12 protein-coding genes are annotated in these 13,325 nt (G+C 65.2%); 7 read left to right on the plus strand and 5 right to left on the minus strand.

Annotated elements, in window-relative coordinates:
* The first annotated feature begins 51 nt into the window (after positions 1 to 51).
* A complete protein-coding gene (locus AC50X7_RS14530) occupies positions 52 to 957 on the plus strand; it encodes a spermidine synthase (protein WP_494979670.1) in 906 nt (301 codons plus the stop codon).
* Between the two features lies 1 nt (position 958).
* On the opposite strand, the gene AC50X7_RS14535 is transcribed toward AC50X7_RS14530, so the two are convergent.
* Complete coding sequence (locus AC50X7_RS14535; protein WP_494979671.1) at positions 959 to 1,873, minus strand: LysR family transcriptional regulator; 915 nt, start codon at positions 1,871 to 1,873, stop codon at positions 959 to 961.
* Positions 1,874 to 2,001: 128 nt separating this feature from the next.
* On the opposite strand from AC50X7_RS14535, the gene AC50X7_RS14540 reads away from it, so the two are divergent.
* Positions 2,002 to 2,751 carry a 3-hydroxybutyrate dehydrogenase gene (locus tag AC50X7_RS14540; RefSeq protein WP_494979672.1) on the plus strand — a complete coding sequence of 250 codons (750 nt, stop codon included), beginning with the start codon at positions 2,002 to 2,004 and terminating at the stop codon, positions 2,749 to 2,751.
* Positions 2,752 to 2,796: 45 nt separating this feature from the next.
* On the opposite strand, the gene AC50X7_RS14545 is transcribed toward AC50X7_RS14540, so the two are convergent.
* Together AC50X7_RS14545 and AC50X7_RS14550 are read right to left on the minus strand one after the other, a co-directional pair.
* Complete coding sequence (locus tag AC50X7_RS14545; RefSeq protein ID WP_494979673.1) at positions 2,797 to 3,060, minus strand: hypothetical protein; 264 nt, start codon at positions 3,058 to 3,060, stop codon at positions 2,797 to 2,799.
* A 240-nt stretch (positions 3,061 to 3,300) separates the two neighbouring features.
* Positions 3,301 to 3,693: a winged helix-turn-helix transcriptional regulator gene (locus tag AC50X7_RS14550; protein WP_494979674.1), complete on the minus strand. Its 393-nt coding sequence runs from the start codon at positions 3,691 to 3,693 to the stop codon at positions 3,301 to 3,303.
* Between the two features lie 97 nt (positions 3,694 to 3,790).
* On the opposite strand from AC50X7_RS14550, the gene AC50X7_RS14555 reads away from it, so the two are divergent.
* Positions 3,791 to 4,654 carry an SDR family oxidoreductase gene (locus AC50X7_RS14555; protein WP_494979675.1) on the plus strand — a complete coding sequence of 288 codons (864 nt, stop codon included), beginning with the start codon at positions 3,791 to 3,793 and terminating at the stop codon, positions 4,652 to 4,654.
* Between the two features lie 134 nt (positions 4,655 to 4,788).
* Here the strand turns inward: AC50X7_RS14555 and AC50X7_RS14560 are convergent, their stop codons facing one another.
* Positions 4,789 to 6,294: an amino acid permease gene (locus AC50X7_RS14560; protein ID WP_494979676.1), complete on the minus strand. Its 1,506-nt coding sequence runs from the start codon at positions 6,292 to 6,294 to the stop codon at positions 4,789 to 4,791.
* Positions 6,295 to 6,554: 260 nt separating this feature from the next.
* On the opposite strand from AC50X7_RS14560, the gene AC50X7_RS14565 reads away from it, so the two are divergent.
* The gene (locus AC50X7_RS14565) at positions 6,555 to 7,526 is read left to right on the plus strand and encodes an NAD(P)-dependent alcohol dehydrogenase (RefSeq protein ID WP_494979677.1); all 972 of its coding nucleotides are present in this window, start codon (positions 6,555 to 6,557) and stop codon (positions 7,524 to 7,526) included.
* A gap of 451 nt (positions 7,527 to 7,977) precedes the next feature.
* On the opposite strand, the gene AC50X7_RS14570 is transcribed toward AC50X7_RS14565, so the two are convergent.
* The gene (locus AC50X7_RS14570) at positions 7,978 to 8,550 is read right to left on the minus strand and encodes a DinB family protein (RefSeq protein WP_494979678.1); all 573 of its coding nucleotides are present in this window, start codon (positions 8,548 to 8,550) and stop codon (positions 7,978 to 7,980) included.
* A gap of 182 nt (positions 8,551 to 8,732) precedes the next feature.
* On the opposite strand from AC50X7_RS14570, the gene AC50X7_RS14575 reads away from it, so the two are divergent.
* From AC50X7_RS14575 to hutH, 3 genes are all read left to right on the plus strand, one after another.
* Entirely contained in the window at positions 8,733 to 9,566 is an 834-nt protein-coding gene (locus tag AC50X7_RS14575) for an IclR family transcriptional regulator (protein ID WP_494979679.1), read from the plus strand.
* A gap of 205 nt (positions 9,567 to 9,771) precedes the next feature.
* Complete coding sequence (gene hutU, locus AC50X7_RS14580) at positions 9,772 to 11,583, plus strand: urocanate hydratase (protein WP_494979680.1); 1,812 nt, start codon at positions 9,772 to 9,774, stop codon at positions 11,581 to 11,583.
* 95 nt (positions 11,584 to 11,678) lie between these two features.
* Positions 11,679 to 13,271 (plus strand): histidine ammonia-lyase, encoded by a 1,593-nt coding sequence (hutH, locus tag AC50X7_RS14585; RefSeq protein ID WP_494979681.1) that lies wholly within the window; start codon positions 11,679 to 11,681, stop codon positions 13,269 to 13,271.
* Positions 13,272 to 13,325 lie beyond the last annotated feature (54 nt).

Below are 13,325 nucleotides of genomic sequence, written 5' to 3' on the forward strand. Positions count from 1 at the left end.
GGCTGCTGAAACCAATTAGGGTTGAAGCATGACTGAAGCGTGGCACGGGTAATGGCAAAACGCGGAAGGTCAGGTGGCCGGAACAGCCTGCGCCCGGTGGCGGGAGTGGTGGAGGTCCCGCCAGGCGCCCGGCTCAGCGGACCTGTTGAAGGCGTCTACTACATCGACACCGGGGACTGCGAGCTGATCGCGGACCAGGACAACTCCACCGGCTGGCTCCTGAAGATCAACGGCGTGATGAGTTCCCACATCGACCTTGCGGATCCGCTGTTCCTGGACTTCGAGTACATGCGCTGGATGGCCGCGCTCATCGAATCCCGCTGGCCGGCGGACACTGCGGCAAACAAGCCCAAGCTCCGAGGCCTGCATCTCGGCGGTGGCGCCTGCTCCCTGGCCCGCTACTTCCACTCTGTGTATCCGGACGCCCGGCAGGTGGTGGTGGAGCTGGACGGCAAGCTGGCCGAATACGTGCGCGGCTGGTTTGACCTGCCCAAGGCGCCGCTGCTGCGCCTGCGGGTGGGGGAGGCCCGCGAGGTCACCGAAACGCTGACCGCCGAGACCCGGGACTTCATCATCCGGGACGTTTTCGCCGGTGCGCTGACCCCGCGCCCGTTGACCACGGCGGAGTTCAACCAGCACGTCAAGCGCGTCCTGGCGCCTGGCGGGCTCTATGTGGTGAACTCCGGCGACGCGCCGGACCTCAAGAACGCCAGGGAGGATGCCGCCACCATCGCGGCCGCCTTCAGGCACACCGTGATCATCGCCGACCCCGCCATGCTCAAAGGCCGCCGTTACGGAAACATGGTGATGGCAGGCAGCGATACTCCGTTCGGCGAGGACCCGAAGCTGGCCCGCCGGCTCCTGGGCGGAGCCGTCCCAGCGCACCTGTGGGACGACGCCCAAGTGCGCGCCTTCGCGGCAGGATCAGCGGTGCGCCACGACCCGCCTGCTGAGTAGCTCAGCCGACGGAATCCTTCTTTCCCCGGCCCAGCAGCCACTTCCGGTGCTCAGCCATCTGTTCCCGCAGCGCGTGCACAACTGCCGCCACCGCAGGGCGCCGCAGCGAGTCCGGCCGCAGCACCATCCAATACGGCAGCAGTTCAGCGATTTCGGACGGCAGCAGCCGGACCAGGTCGTTGTGCAGGTCGCCCATAAAGCAGGGCAGGAAACCGATCCCGGCTCCGGCGCGGGTCGCCTCCACGTGGACAAAGACGTTGGTGGAGGTGAGGCCGTCGCGCATCGCGGGCACCAGCCGGCGTGGCGCGTCCAGGTCATCCACCTGCAGCATCGAATCCACAAAATAGACCAGCGGATGCTCGTTGAGTTCGGCAACGGTAGTGGGGGTCCCATGCTCGTCAAGGTAGGCCCGCGACGCGTACATCCCCAGCATGTATTCGCCCAGCCGCACGGCCTCTGCCCGGTGCACCTGCGGTTCGCCCACCACCACTTCGATGTCCAGGCCCGAGCGCTGCTGCAGTGCCCGCCGGGTCATGGTCACCACCTCCACGCACAGCCCCGGGTGGTCGCGGCGCAGCCGTGCCACGGCGGGCGCGGCGATATACGCGCTGAACCCGTCGGTCGCCGTCATGCGGACGACGCCGGTAATCGGGTCGGGTGCTTGCCCGACGGCTCCCAGCGTGCCCATCACCGCTTCCACCTGCTCGGCAACCTGCACCGCTTGGGCTCCAAGTTCCGTCAGCTCCCAGCCTCCGGTGGCGCGCGCCAGGACCCTTCCCCCAAGTGCCTTCTCCAAGGCTGCTATCCGCCGTGAAACCGTGGTGTGGTTGAGTCCCAGGGCCTGGGCCGCCGTCGTGAATTTTGCGGAGCGGGAAACCGCAAGGAGTACCAGCAAGTCATCCGGGTTGGCTTTCATATCTGCAATTCTGCACGCACGTAGTGCTGGATTAGTCATTGTCCGGGCATGTCTGTGCAGTAATACTCAGTGAAGCCATCATTGCTGCGATCACGGCACGTGTCATCGTGGACACCAAGGAGCTTGCTATGGAAAACACTTTGAACGGACGTAAGGCCCTGGTAACTGGCGGTGCCAGCGGAATCGGCGCAGCATGCGTCAGGGAACTGGCCGCACGGGGAGCGAAAGTGGTGGTGGCCGACGTCGATTCAGCCGGCGCCGCCGCGCTTGCCGACGAGGTGGGCGGCACCGCCTGGACCGTTGACCTGCTGGACGTGGACTCGCTAGCCACCCTGACCCTGGACTGCGACATCCTGGTGAACAATGCCGGGATCCAGCGCATCAGCCCCATTGAAGATTTCGATCCGGTGGAGTTCCGCCGGATACTCGCCCTGATGCTGGAAGCACCGTTCCTGCTGATCCGGGCTGCCTTGCCGCACATGTACACCAACGGGTTCGGCCGCGTCATCAACCTGTCCTCGGTGCACGGGATCCGGGCCTCACCTTTCAAGAGCGCCTATGTTTCCGCCAAGCACGGGCTGGAAGGGCTTAGCAAGGTCACGGCGTTGGAAGGCGGCGACCACGGTGTCACGTCCAACTGCATCAATCCGGGGTATGTGCGCACGCCCCTGGTGGAAAAGCAGCTCGCGGACCAGGCGCAGGTGCACGGCATTCCTGAGTCGGAGGTGCTGGCCAAGGTGATGCTCACCGAGTCCGCGATTAAACGGCTGGTGGAGCCCGGGGAAGTCGCCTCACTGGTCGCCTGGCTGGCATCGGACCATGCCGGCATGGTGACCGGCGCCAGCTACACGATGGACGGGGGCTGGTCAGCCCGGTAGCCGCGCGCCACTGTCTCTTATTAGCTGGACTGGCCGCATCAGCGGCTAGTCCAGCTTTTTGAGCTGCCGGTGGTCGTAAAAGAACACTCCCTGGGCAGTGTCCACACCCGCGGATGTACCCTGCAGGAATACCACCACACCTTCGCGCCGGCCCTTGAAGGGATCGTCACCCACCACGGCGTCCCCGATCCTGTAGGGGGACTGCGGCGTGACGATCCTCCGTACCCGGCTCCACGCCTGTGCCGCTAACGAGGTCAGGCTTACAGGCCGGCCCATGCTGGACAGGTCCTGGACAACAGTTCTCACCATGCGTACCAACTCCTTGCGCGCGGCGATTTGCCGCTGCCTGGCGGTGCAGGTTAACCGGAACGCTCCCAGCGCGAGGGCGGCCCTCCAATTCCGGCTGGCACCTTACGCTAACGCTATGCCCAATTCACACCAGTCACACCAGTAACAAGTACTCGCATTTTTGAAGCGCCCATACTCGGCCCGCAAACATGTACCTGCAGGTGCTGGGCAGCCCGGTTTCTGCGGCGCCCGGCTCGGCCATCAGCGCTGGCCGTTGACGATGTCATCGGCGTTCTCGAACGCCCACGCCACGAGCGGAACCAGGAGTGCGCTCAATTCGTACCCGCGCTCTGTGAGGCTGTAGTCCACCCGCGGCGGAATCACGGCCTGTGCTGTCCGCGTCACCAGGCCGTCGTGCTCAAGGGTCTTGAGGGTCTGGGCCAGCATTTTCTCGCTGATGCCCTGGGCCCGCCGTCGCAATTCGCTCCATCGCTGCTCGCCCTCCGACAGGGCCAGCAGGATCAGCACGCCCCACTTGCTGGTGATGTGGTCCAAAACCGTCCGGCTGGGGCACCCGGCCGGGAAAACGCCGTCGGCAAGGGCGGCCGGAAGGGGCGTTGCGTGGTCCGTCGTACCAGCGGTACTTACTTTCATGTCAGTACCTTACCTGAAAGTGCGTACTTTCTTTTGGGAAGTTATACGGAGAAGGTGTGGTTCTACTCCCTGAAAGACACTCGAACAGAAGGAAATCATGAGCATCGTCATCACCGGAGCAACCGGCCAGCTGGGCCGCCACGTCGTCGAGGCCCTGCTGGAGCGCAACGTTCCCGCGGGGGACATCGTGGCCGCGGGCCGGACCGTCGAAAAGATTGCGGACTTCGCGGAGCGCGGCATCCAGGTCAGGAGCATGGACTATGCGGATGCAGCTTCCGTAGCGGCAGCCTTGAAGGGCGCCACCAAAGTGCTCCTCATCTCCGGCAGCGAGGTGGGCCAGCGGGTGCAGCAGCACCGTACCGTCATTGAGGCGGCGAAGGCGGAGGGCGTGGAGCTGGTCGCATACACCAGCATCGCCAACGCGGATACCACCGGGATGAAGCTGGCCGCCGAACACCAGGCCACGGAGGCCGTTCTGCAGGAATCCGGCGTCCCATTCGTCCTGTTGCGCAACGGTTGGTACCTGGAGAACTACACCGACCAGCTGCCCGGCACGTTGGCGCAGGGTGCCATCGCAGGCAGCGCCGGGGAGGGACGGGTCAGCGCAGCGTCCCGCGCGGACTATGCCCACGCGGCGGCCGCAGTGCTGGTTGCCGACGGCCAGGCCGGCCAAATCTATGAACTGGGCGGCGATGAACCGTTCACCATGGCTGAGCTCGCAGCCGAGATCAGCGCCGCGGCCGGCAAACACATCTCCTACCAGGACCTCCCGGCGCAGGAATACGCCGGAATGCTGGCCGGCTTTGGTGTGCCCGAGGCGTTCGCGGAAATCCTCGCCGACTCCGACCTGGGGATTGCGCGCGGCGACCTCCTGGTGAGCTCCGGCGACCTGCGCAAGCTGATCGGACGTCCGGCCACTTCACTCGCGGAAGCGGTCCGTTCGGCTGCTGCCACTGTGTAACCACTGCTGTGCGTTAGTCCTGGCTGCCCGGCCTCCCCGGCAGGGCAGCCAGGACTTGGTGCCCGTGACTACCAGGGTGCCGCACCGGTTGAGTCCCTGGTCCTGCGTACCGGTGGCTGCGTACCGGCGCCTGCCTACTGGCTCCTGCGGGATTCGGCGACCCGGGCTTCGGTGACCACCGGCAGCGGCGAGGTTTCGTCCACAAGGTCCGCCCGCCGTCGTCCGTCACCCTTGACCCACAGCCGGTAAGCAAGGACCAGGAGCGCCAGCCAGCCGCCGCCCACGTAGAGCGCGATCCTTGTGTCTTCGAAGGCGCCCAGGACGGCGATGACCAGTGCCATGAAGGCGATGGTGAGCAGCGAGGCGGCAGGCCACAACGGCGATGGGAATTCCGACGCCGGCAGCCCGGTGCGTGCAATTTCCCGCTTCATCGCGACGTGGGAGGCGAGGATCATCACCCACACCCAGACGGTGGCGAACGTGGCGATCGAGGCGACGAGGACGAAGACGTTTTCCGGAATCACCGCGTTCAGGACCACGCCCACCAGGAGGATTCCGGCCATCATCACCACGGTCATCCAGGGGACGCCGTGCCGGGATACCTTGCCGAATGCCGCGGGAGCGTGGCCTTGCCGGGAGAGCCCGAAAAGGATGCGGCCGGCGCCGAAGATGTCGCTGTTAATTGCGGAGAGTGCTGCCGTGATGACCACGGCGTTCAGGATGTGAGGTGCGGCGGGGATGCCCAGCCCGCTGAAGATCTGCACGAACGGACTGCCGTTGCTGCCGATTTCGTCCCACGGGAAGAGGCTCATGAGCACTCCCAGCGTCAGGACGTAGAACAGCAAGACACGCACCGGGACGGTATTGACCGCCTTGGGGAGGACCTTTTTCGGGTTTGCGGCCTCGCCGGCCGTGATGCCGAGGGTCTCGATCCCGCCGAAGGCGAACATCACCACCGCGAAGGATGCCAGCAGCCCTTCAAAGCCGAACGGGAAGAAGCCGCCATGGTCCACGAGGTTTCCGAGACCCGGCGCAACGGTTGCGCCGCCCGCCTGGAAGCCGAACACCACGATTGCTGCGCCGCCGGCGATCATGGCGATGATCGCAACTACCTTGATCAGCGAGAACCAGAACTCCAGCTCACCGAAGACCTTGACGCTGAGGAGGTTCAGCGCGGCCAGGAAAAAGATGATGGCCAGGATCCAGACCCAGCGCTCCACCTGCGGGAACCAGAAACCCATGTAGATGCTGAACGCTGTGACATCCGCGATGGCCACAATCGCCATTTCGAAAACGTAGGTCCAGCCGGTGACAAAGCCTGCCAACGGGCCAAGGTAGCGGCTCGCGTACTGGCCGAAGGAGCCGGACACCGGGTGCCGCACGGCCATTTCGCCCAGCGCCCGCATCACCATAAACACGGCCGCGCCACCGATGATGTACGCCAGCAGGACGGCCGGCCCCGCCTTTTGGATTGCTGAGGCCGAACCGTAGAAGAGGCCCGTGCCGATCGCCGAGCCGAGGGCCATGAACCGGATGTGACGCACGTTCAGTCCCCGGTTAAGGACGCTTCCGACGACGGCCGTTGCGGTTTGTTTCCCCGCCGGACTTTCGCTCTTGGCAGGGCTTGGTGCTCGTTGCATACAAATACCTTCTCGTCTTTGGGAGGGGAGCCGCTAACCAGCTGACCACTTTCGGAAGCGAGGTGATGAGTCTCACGGGGTGTTGGTGTCTTCGATTCCAGACGGGGTGCGGCTTTCTGCCTTCGGGTTTGGGGGTGCACAACCCTTGACTCGATGCCGGCTTTTCCTTACGTTGAAGGGCCTGCTGTTGAGCCCGGCGAATGACGCAGGCGGAACTGCTCGAGGACTATTTCGGCACCAGCAGCCCAAGGAGACCGAGTATGAAAGCGATCGTGCAGGACGTCTACGGGTCAGCAGCCGTGCTCGAGGTGCGGGATATCGAGCGGCCGGTCCCCGGTGCCGGCGAAGTGCTGATCCGGGTACGGGCAGCCGGCGTCGACCAGGGTATGTGGCACCTGATGACCGGGCTGCCGTATCTGTTGCGGCTCTTCGGGTATGGCCTGAAGAAGCCCAAAGTTCCTGTGCGGGGCAGGGAGGTGGCAGGCGTTGTGCAGGCTGTGGGAGGCGGAGTAACCCGCTTCTCTGCTGGTGACGAAGTGTTCGGGACCTGCGAGGGTTCTTTCGCGGAATACGTCTGCGCGAAGGAGGGCAAGATAGCGCGGAAGCCTGCCAACCTCTCGTTCGAGGAAGCGGCCGCTTCACCTATCTCCGCCGTCACCGCCCTTCAGGCCGTGCGGGATGCTAGCGGGATAACCGTGGGTCAGAAGGTACTCATTATCGGAGCGGGCGGGGGAGTTGGCTCCTTTGCGGTTCAACTGGCCAAGGCCTTTGGCGCAGAGGTCACGGGAGTCTGCAGTACCGGCAAGGTTGAGCTGGCAAGGTCCCTCGGAGCGGATGCAGTTATTGATTACACGAAGTCGGATATTGCAGGCAGCGGGGTGCTGTACGACGTCATACTCGATACTGCCGGCAACCGGCCGTTGTCCGCCCTGCGGCGCCTGCTCGCGCCCAAAGGCACCCTGGTCCTCATTGGAGGCGAAGGGGGTGGCAAGCTGACCGGCGGGTTCGAACGGTCACTGGGTGCGCCGCTGGCTTCGCTTTTCTCCGGCCAGACATTCAAGGGGCTGGTTGCTAAGGAAACACATCTGGATCTCGAAGCCCTAACGGTTTTGCTGGAGGCTGGCAGTGTGAAACCCGCTGTGGACAAGGTGTTCCCCCTGCCTGAGGCACCGGCCGCCATTACGTACCTGCACGAGGGGCGGAGCCGCGGCAAGGTAGTGGTTACGGTCTGAGCCCGGCTGGTTATCCACATAGGCACCAGGGCGGGATGATCCTGGCGGACCCCTCCGGGACGCTGGAAGCATGGGAAGCATGGGAAGCAAAACAGACTGGGACGCCGAAAATATAAGAGCCCTCAGGGCAATCTTCTGGACACTCTTAGCCTTCACAGCGCGGGGGCTGCCGCGGAAGACAGTCCGCCATCGCACTATGGCCGTACCGTGGATGCAGTTGCCAGGAAAGGCTTTTACATTGGCCCGGCTCGCAGAGTGCGCCTGGATCGACGCCTTGAAAGTCAGACTCTTCGCAGGATACTCAGCCACCCCATCTTCTGTTCAGTCAGAGCACTAATACCGCGGCAAGCCGCACCCCGTGGTGCGAAGTTGACACCATGCTTGGCGGCGGCCGCTTCAAGACTCACCAAGCGGGGGCGTATCCCTATCTCCGCAGGATCCTCCAAGGTACTCATGCTTGCCTCGCCGCCGCTTCGATGGCGGCGCGATGTTCCGCCCATTCTTCGGGACTGCGCGGAGTCAGGTTGGCATCCCCCCGGCGTTGCCCGGCGCTGCCGTCGATGAGTTCGCGCAGGATGTCAGCGTGGCCCAGGTGGTGGGCGCGTTCAGCGACCATGTGGACCAGGATCTGGTGCAGCGTGACCTTGCGCCGTTCCTCCGGCCACCACGGAACGCTGCCAACAGCGTCAGCGGGCATGGCCTCGATGGTTGCGTCGCTGTGGGCGGCGGCGAAGTGGTGCAGTTCGATGATGTCGTACCGGGATTCCTTCGCCGTCACCCACATATCTGCATCGGGGCTTGCCTCGTCGTCCAGCCACGGGAGGTGACGCCCGCTGGGACGTCCAAAGACCTCCCCGAAGTAGCCAAGCTCCACGCTGGCCACGTGCTTGACCAAACCCAGCAAGTTGGTGCCGGTGGGCGTGAGGGGCCGGCGGACGTCGTACTCACTGAGGCCATCCAGCTTGCCCAGGAGGTTGTCCCGCCTTACGCGCAGATAATGATGGAGGGTCTCTTTTTCGTCCATAACGGGACTCTACCCAACGGCTGGGACGCCAAGACAATTTGTGGTGCGCTGACTACGGCATGTCTCGTATCCGAGACAGTACGTGCGTTTTTATGCGCCACAAGCGGTCAGCAAGGGCGCACGCTTAAGTACGGGATCCCGGATAGCGCCGGGATAACGAAGCGGAAACGAAGGAGGACGTGGTGTTGGCTACGGAAGCGAGGCCGCAGGCCGGCAGCGAAGCAAGAGGCGCTGCGAAGGTGGTGTCGAAGGTGCCCGCTGCTGAAAACACCTTGCGGATCCTCAAACTGCTGGCCTCCCGGCGGGGTCCGATGGCGGCGTCGCAAATTGCCTCTTCCCTGGGCCTGCCCCGGTCCAGTGTGTACCACCTGCTCGGCGTGATGGAGGCAAACGGTTTTGTGCTCCACCTCCATGAGGAGCAGCGGTACGGGCTCGGCATCAGCGCCTTTGAGCTCAGTTCCGCGTATTCGCGCCAGGAACCGTTGTCCCGGCTGGGCCGGCCACTGCTCGCCTCCTTGGTGGATGTACTCGGCGAAAGCGCGCACCTCGCAGTGCTTCACGGACGGGACGTGCTCTACATCGTGGAGGAGCGGGCCAAGAATCGTCCGTCGCTCGTGACCGACGTCGGCGTTCGCCTCCCGAGCCACCTCACCGCCAGCGGGCGGGCCATCCTCGCGGCCCTGCCCAAGTCGCAGGTTCGGGCGCTGTACCCGAACGCCGCCGCCTTTACCGCCCGGCATGAGGTGGAAGGCGCCATCATGAAGTACTCAGCGCTGTCCTCCCATCTCGACCAGGTGAGGCAGCGCGGCTACGCCACCGAGCACGGGGAAGTCACCCCGGGCTTCGGCTCCATTGCCGCCGCCGTAACGGACCACACAGGATGGCCGACGGCGGCAGTCGCCGTTACGTTCCTCGAGGACAAAGTGCCCGCCCCGGAATGGCCGGTGCTGGCCGGCCGCGTCCAAAAGGCGGCCGACGAACTGTCGGTCCGGCTTCACGGCCGCCCGGGAAAGTAGCAACCCCACCCCTCACTTGCCCTGTCACTTATGGTCCCCAAAGAACGCTTTTGGCGACCAAAAGTGATAGCGCAACAGGAAGGGCGGGCAGGTCTGGAATACCGGACAGCACCCTTCCGAAAGCCCTGTATAGCCAGTCCGCAAAAGGCTTTAGTTGATACAGAACCCCTTTCGCACCACAGACGCAACAAGAAAAGGAGCCATCATGGCACCCGCCGATTTCACCACCGGTGCCCGCCCGGTCAAAGCAGCCCGCGGCACCGAGCTCACCGCCAAGTCCTGGCAGACCGAAGCCCCGCTGCGCATGCTCATGAACAACCTGGACCCCGAGGTGGCCGAACGCCCCGATGACCTGGTGGTTTACGGCGGCACGGGCCGCGCCGTCCGCTCCTGGGCAGCATTCGACGCGATCACCCGCACCCTGGAAACCATGGAAAAGGACGAAACCCTCCTGGTCCAGTCCGGTAAGCCGGTGGGTGTGTTCCGCACCAACGAATGGGCCCCCCGGGTCCTGCTGGCCAACTCCAACCTCGTGGGCGACTGGGCCAACTGGCCGGAATTCCGCCGGCTCGAGGCCGAGGGCCTGATGATGTACGGCCAGATGACCGCCGGATCGTGGATTTACATCGGCACGCAGGGCATCCTGCAGGGCACCTTCGAGACCTTCGCCGCGATCGCCCGCAAGCTGACCGGTGATGAAAACGGCACTCTCGCCGGCACACTTACCCTCACCGGCGGCTGCGGTGGCATGGGCGGCGCCCAGCCGCTCGCCGTCACGCTTAACGACGGCGCCTGCCTGATCGTCGACGTCGACGAGACCCGCCTGCGCCGACGCGCCGGCAAACGCTACCTCGACGAAGTGGAAACCGACCTCGACGCCGCCATCGCCACGGTGCTCAAGGCCAAGGAAGAACGCCGCGGCTGGTCAGTAGGCTATGTGGGCAACGCCGCCGAAGTGTTCCCCGAGATCCTGCGCCGGCACAAGGCGGGCGAGCTCACGGTCGACATCGTCACCGACCAGACCTCCGCCCACGATCCGCTGTCCTACCTGCCCGAGGGCATCTCCGTGGGCGAGTGGCACCGTGAAGCTGAAGCTGACCCCGAAGGCTTCACCAAAAAGGCACAGGCTTCCATGGCCCGCCACGTCCAGGCGATGGTCGAGTTCCAGGACGCCGGCGCCGAGGTCTTCGACTACGGCAACTCCATCCGTGATGAAGCCCGCAAGGGTGGCTACACCCGCGCGTTCGAATTCCCCGGCTTCGTGCCGGCCTACATCCGTCCCCTGTTCTGCGAGGGCCTGGGCCCGTTCCGCTGGGTGGCACTCTCCGGTGACCCCGAAGACATCCGTGTGACCGACGAGGCCATCAAGGAACTCTTCCCGGACAACAAGCACCTGCACCGCTGGATCGACGCCGCCCAGGAGCGCGTGGAGTTCGAAGGCCTGCCGGCCCGCATCTGCTGGCTGGGCTACGGCGAGCGCGCCAAGGCCGGCCTGCTGTTCAACCGGCTCGTCAAGGAGGGCAAGGTCAAGGCGCCGATCGTCATCGGCCGCGACCACCTGGACTCCGGCTCCGTAGCCTCCCCGTACCGTGAAACCGAGGCCATGGCGGACGGTTCCGACGCCATCGCCGACTGGCCGCTGCTGAACGCCCTGCTCAACACCGCCTCCGGCGCCACCTGGGTATCCCTGCACCACGGTGGCGGCGTTGGCATCGGGCGGTCCATCCACGCCGGCCAGGTCTCGGTCGCTGACGGCACCGACCTCGCTGCGCAGAAGCTCGAACGCCTCCTCACCAACGACCCCGGCATGGGCGTCATCCGCCACGCCGACGCCGGTTACGACCGCGCCCTCGACGTCGCCAAAGAACGCGGAGTCCGCATCCCCATGCTCCCGACGGACTCCCTAACCTCGCAGGGCCCCACCGGGTCCTTGCCCTCGCAAGCTCGGGCCGGGGCCCTCGGCGGTGCGGTTCCACGGCCAGGAAACCCTGTCAGCGTGGCCCCAGAATCCCGATAACCAGAGCCTTAAACCCACATCGATTGCTCCGTAGGCGCCGTTTTGATCCCCCAAAAGGGCACTTACGGAGCACTCGACGAGAAAAAGTAGGAATCATGACTATCGCAACCCACAAACCGCTGACCGTCACCCTCGGCCCCAGCGGGGTCACGCCCGAGGATGTCGTCGCCGTCGCGCGCCACAACGCCAAGGTCGTCATCTCGCCGGAAGCACTGGAAACTGTTGCCAAGGTCCGGGCACACATTGACGACCTGGCTGCCAGCGACGTTCCGGCGTATGGAATCTCCACCGGCTTCGGCGCCCTGGCCAACCGTCACATCCCCAACGAACTGCGCACCCAGTTGCAGAAGAGCCTGATCCGCAGCCACGCTGCCGGCATGGGTCCTGCCGTAGAGCGTGAAGTGGTGCGCGGCATCATGTTCCTGCGCGCCAAGACCCTCGCCTCCGGCCGCACCGGCGTCCGCCCCGTGGTCCTGCAGACCATGGTGGACGTGCTCAACGCCGGCATCACCCCCCTCGTCCGCGAATTCGGTTCCCTGGGCTGCTCCGGCGACCTCGCCCCGCTGTCCCACTGCGCCCTGGTCCTGATGGGGGAGGGTGAAGCAGCCGGGCCCGATGGCGAGCTCTACGGCATTGCAGGCCGCCCCGCCGTCGCCGAACTTCTGGCCGGGCACGGCATCGCGCCGGTCACCCTTGCCGAGAAGGAAGGACTGGCGCTGGTCAACGGCACGGAAGGCATGCTGGGCATGCTCCTGATGGCCATTGCGGACCTTCGGCAGTTGCTGACGACGGCGGATATCACCGCTGCGCTGAGCGTCGAGGCCCTGCTGGGCACTGACCAGGTGTTCCTGCCGGAGCTGCACGCCGCGTTGCGTCCCCACCCGGGGCAGGCGGCAAGCGCTGACAACATGTTGCGCGTGCTGTCAGATTCACCGATTGTGGCATCCCACAAAGTGGGGGATTTCCGCGTGCAGGATGCCTACTCGCTCCGCTGCGCCCCGCAGGTAGCCGGTGCAGTCCGGGACACGCTGGACCATGCAGCCCTGGTGGCTTCCCGCGAACTGGCTGCCGCGATCGACAACCCGGTGGTCCTGCCCGATGGCAGGGTCAGCTCCAACGGCAACTTCCACGGCGCCCCGGTGGCCTACGTGCTGGACTTCCTGGCCATCGCCGTCGCGGATTTGAGCTCCATCGCCGAGCGGCGTACGGACCGGATGCTCGATCCTGCCCGCTCCCACGGCCTGCCTGCCTTCCTCGCAGCAGACCCGGGCGTGGACTCCGGGCTCATGATTGCCCAGTACACCCAGGCAGGGCTGGTGTCGGACAATAAGCGGCTGGCTGTTCCTGCCTCCGTGGACTCCATCCCGAGTTCGGCCATGCAGGAAGACCACGTCTCCATGGGCTGGCACGCCGCCCGCAAGCTGCGGAAGGCAGTGGAGAACCTGCGGCGGGTGCTGGCAATCGAGCTGGTGACGTCGGCCCGCGCCCTGGACATCCGCACGCAGCTCTCCGGTGGCGTGCTGACGCCGGGACCGGCGGGCGCCGCCGTCGTCACTGCCCTGCGCGGGGTGGTGGACGGGCCGGGAACGGACCGCTTCCTTTCCCCGGAACTCGAAGCGGCCGACCAGCTCGTCAAAGCAGGGGAGGTGCGCCGGGCAGCCGAATCGGCGGTTGGTGCGCTCGCCTGAGTACGAAGAATCTTCAGCCCAGGAGCACAAACCATCCGCCTGATGAAATTTCCG

The sequence above is a fragment of the Pseudarthrobacter sp. Hb11 genome (genome assembly GCF_059383655.1).

Bases quoted from the DNA above. Each gene is read 5' to 3' on its own strand.
- AC50X7_RS14530 (WP_494979670.1), top strand. From the start codon at position 52: ATGGCAAAACGCGGAAGGTCAGGTGGCCGGAACAGCCTGCGCCCGGTG.
- AC50X7_RS14535 (WP_494979671.1), bottom strand. From the start codon at position 1,873: ATGAAAGCCAACCCGGATGACTTGCTGGTACTCCTTGCGGTTTCCCGC.
- AC50X7_RS14540 (WP_494979672.1), top strand. From the start codon at position 2,002: ATGGAAAACACTTTGAACGGACGTAAGGCCCTGGTAACTGGCGGTGCC.
- AC50X7_RS14545 (WP_494979673.1), bottom strand. From the start codon at position 3,060: ATGGTGAGAACTGTTGTCCAGGACCTGTCCAGCATGGGCCGGCCTGTA.
- AC50X7_RS14550 (WP_494979674.1), bottom strand. From the start codon at position 3,693: ATGAAAGTAAGTACCGCTGGTACGACGGACCACGCAACGCCCCTTCCG.
- AC50X7_RS14555 (WP_494979675.1), top strand. From the start codon at position 3,791: ATGAGCATCGTCATCACCGGAGCAACCGGCCAGCTGGGCCGCCACGTC.
- AC50X7_RS14560 (WP_494979676.1), bottom strand. From the start codon at position 6,294: ATGCAACGAGCACCAAGCCCTGCCAAGAGCGAAAGTCCGGCGGGGAAA.
- AC50X7_RS14565 (WP_494979677.1), top strand. From the start codon at position 6,555: ATGAAAGCGATCGTGCAGGACGTCTACGGGTCAGCAGCCGTGCTCGAG.
- AC50X7_RS14570 (WP_494979678.1), bottom strand. From the start codon at position 8,550: ATGGACGAAAAAGAGACCCTCCATCATTATCTGCGCGTAAGGCGGGAC.
- hutU (WP_494979680.1), top strand. From the start codon at position 9,772: ATGGCACCCGCCGATTTCACCACCGGTGCCCGCCCGGTCAAAGCAGCC.
- hutH (WP_494979681.1), top strand. From the start codon at position 11,679: ATGACTATCGCAACCCACAAACCGCTGACCGTCACCCTCGGCCCCAGC.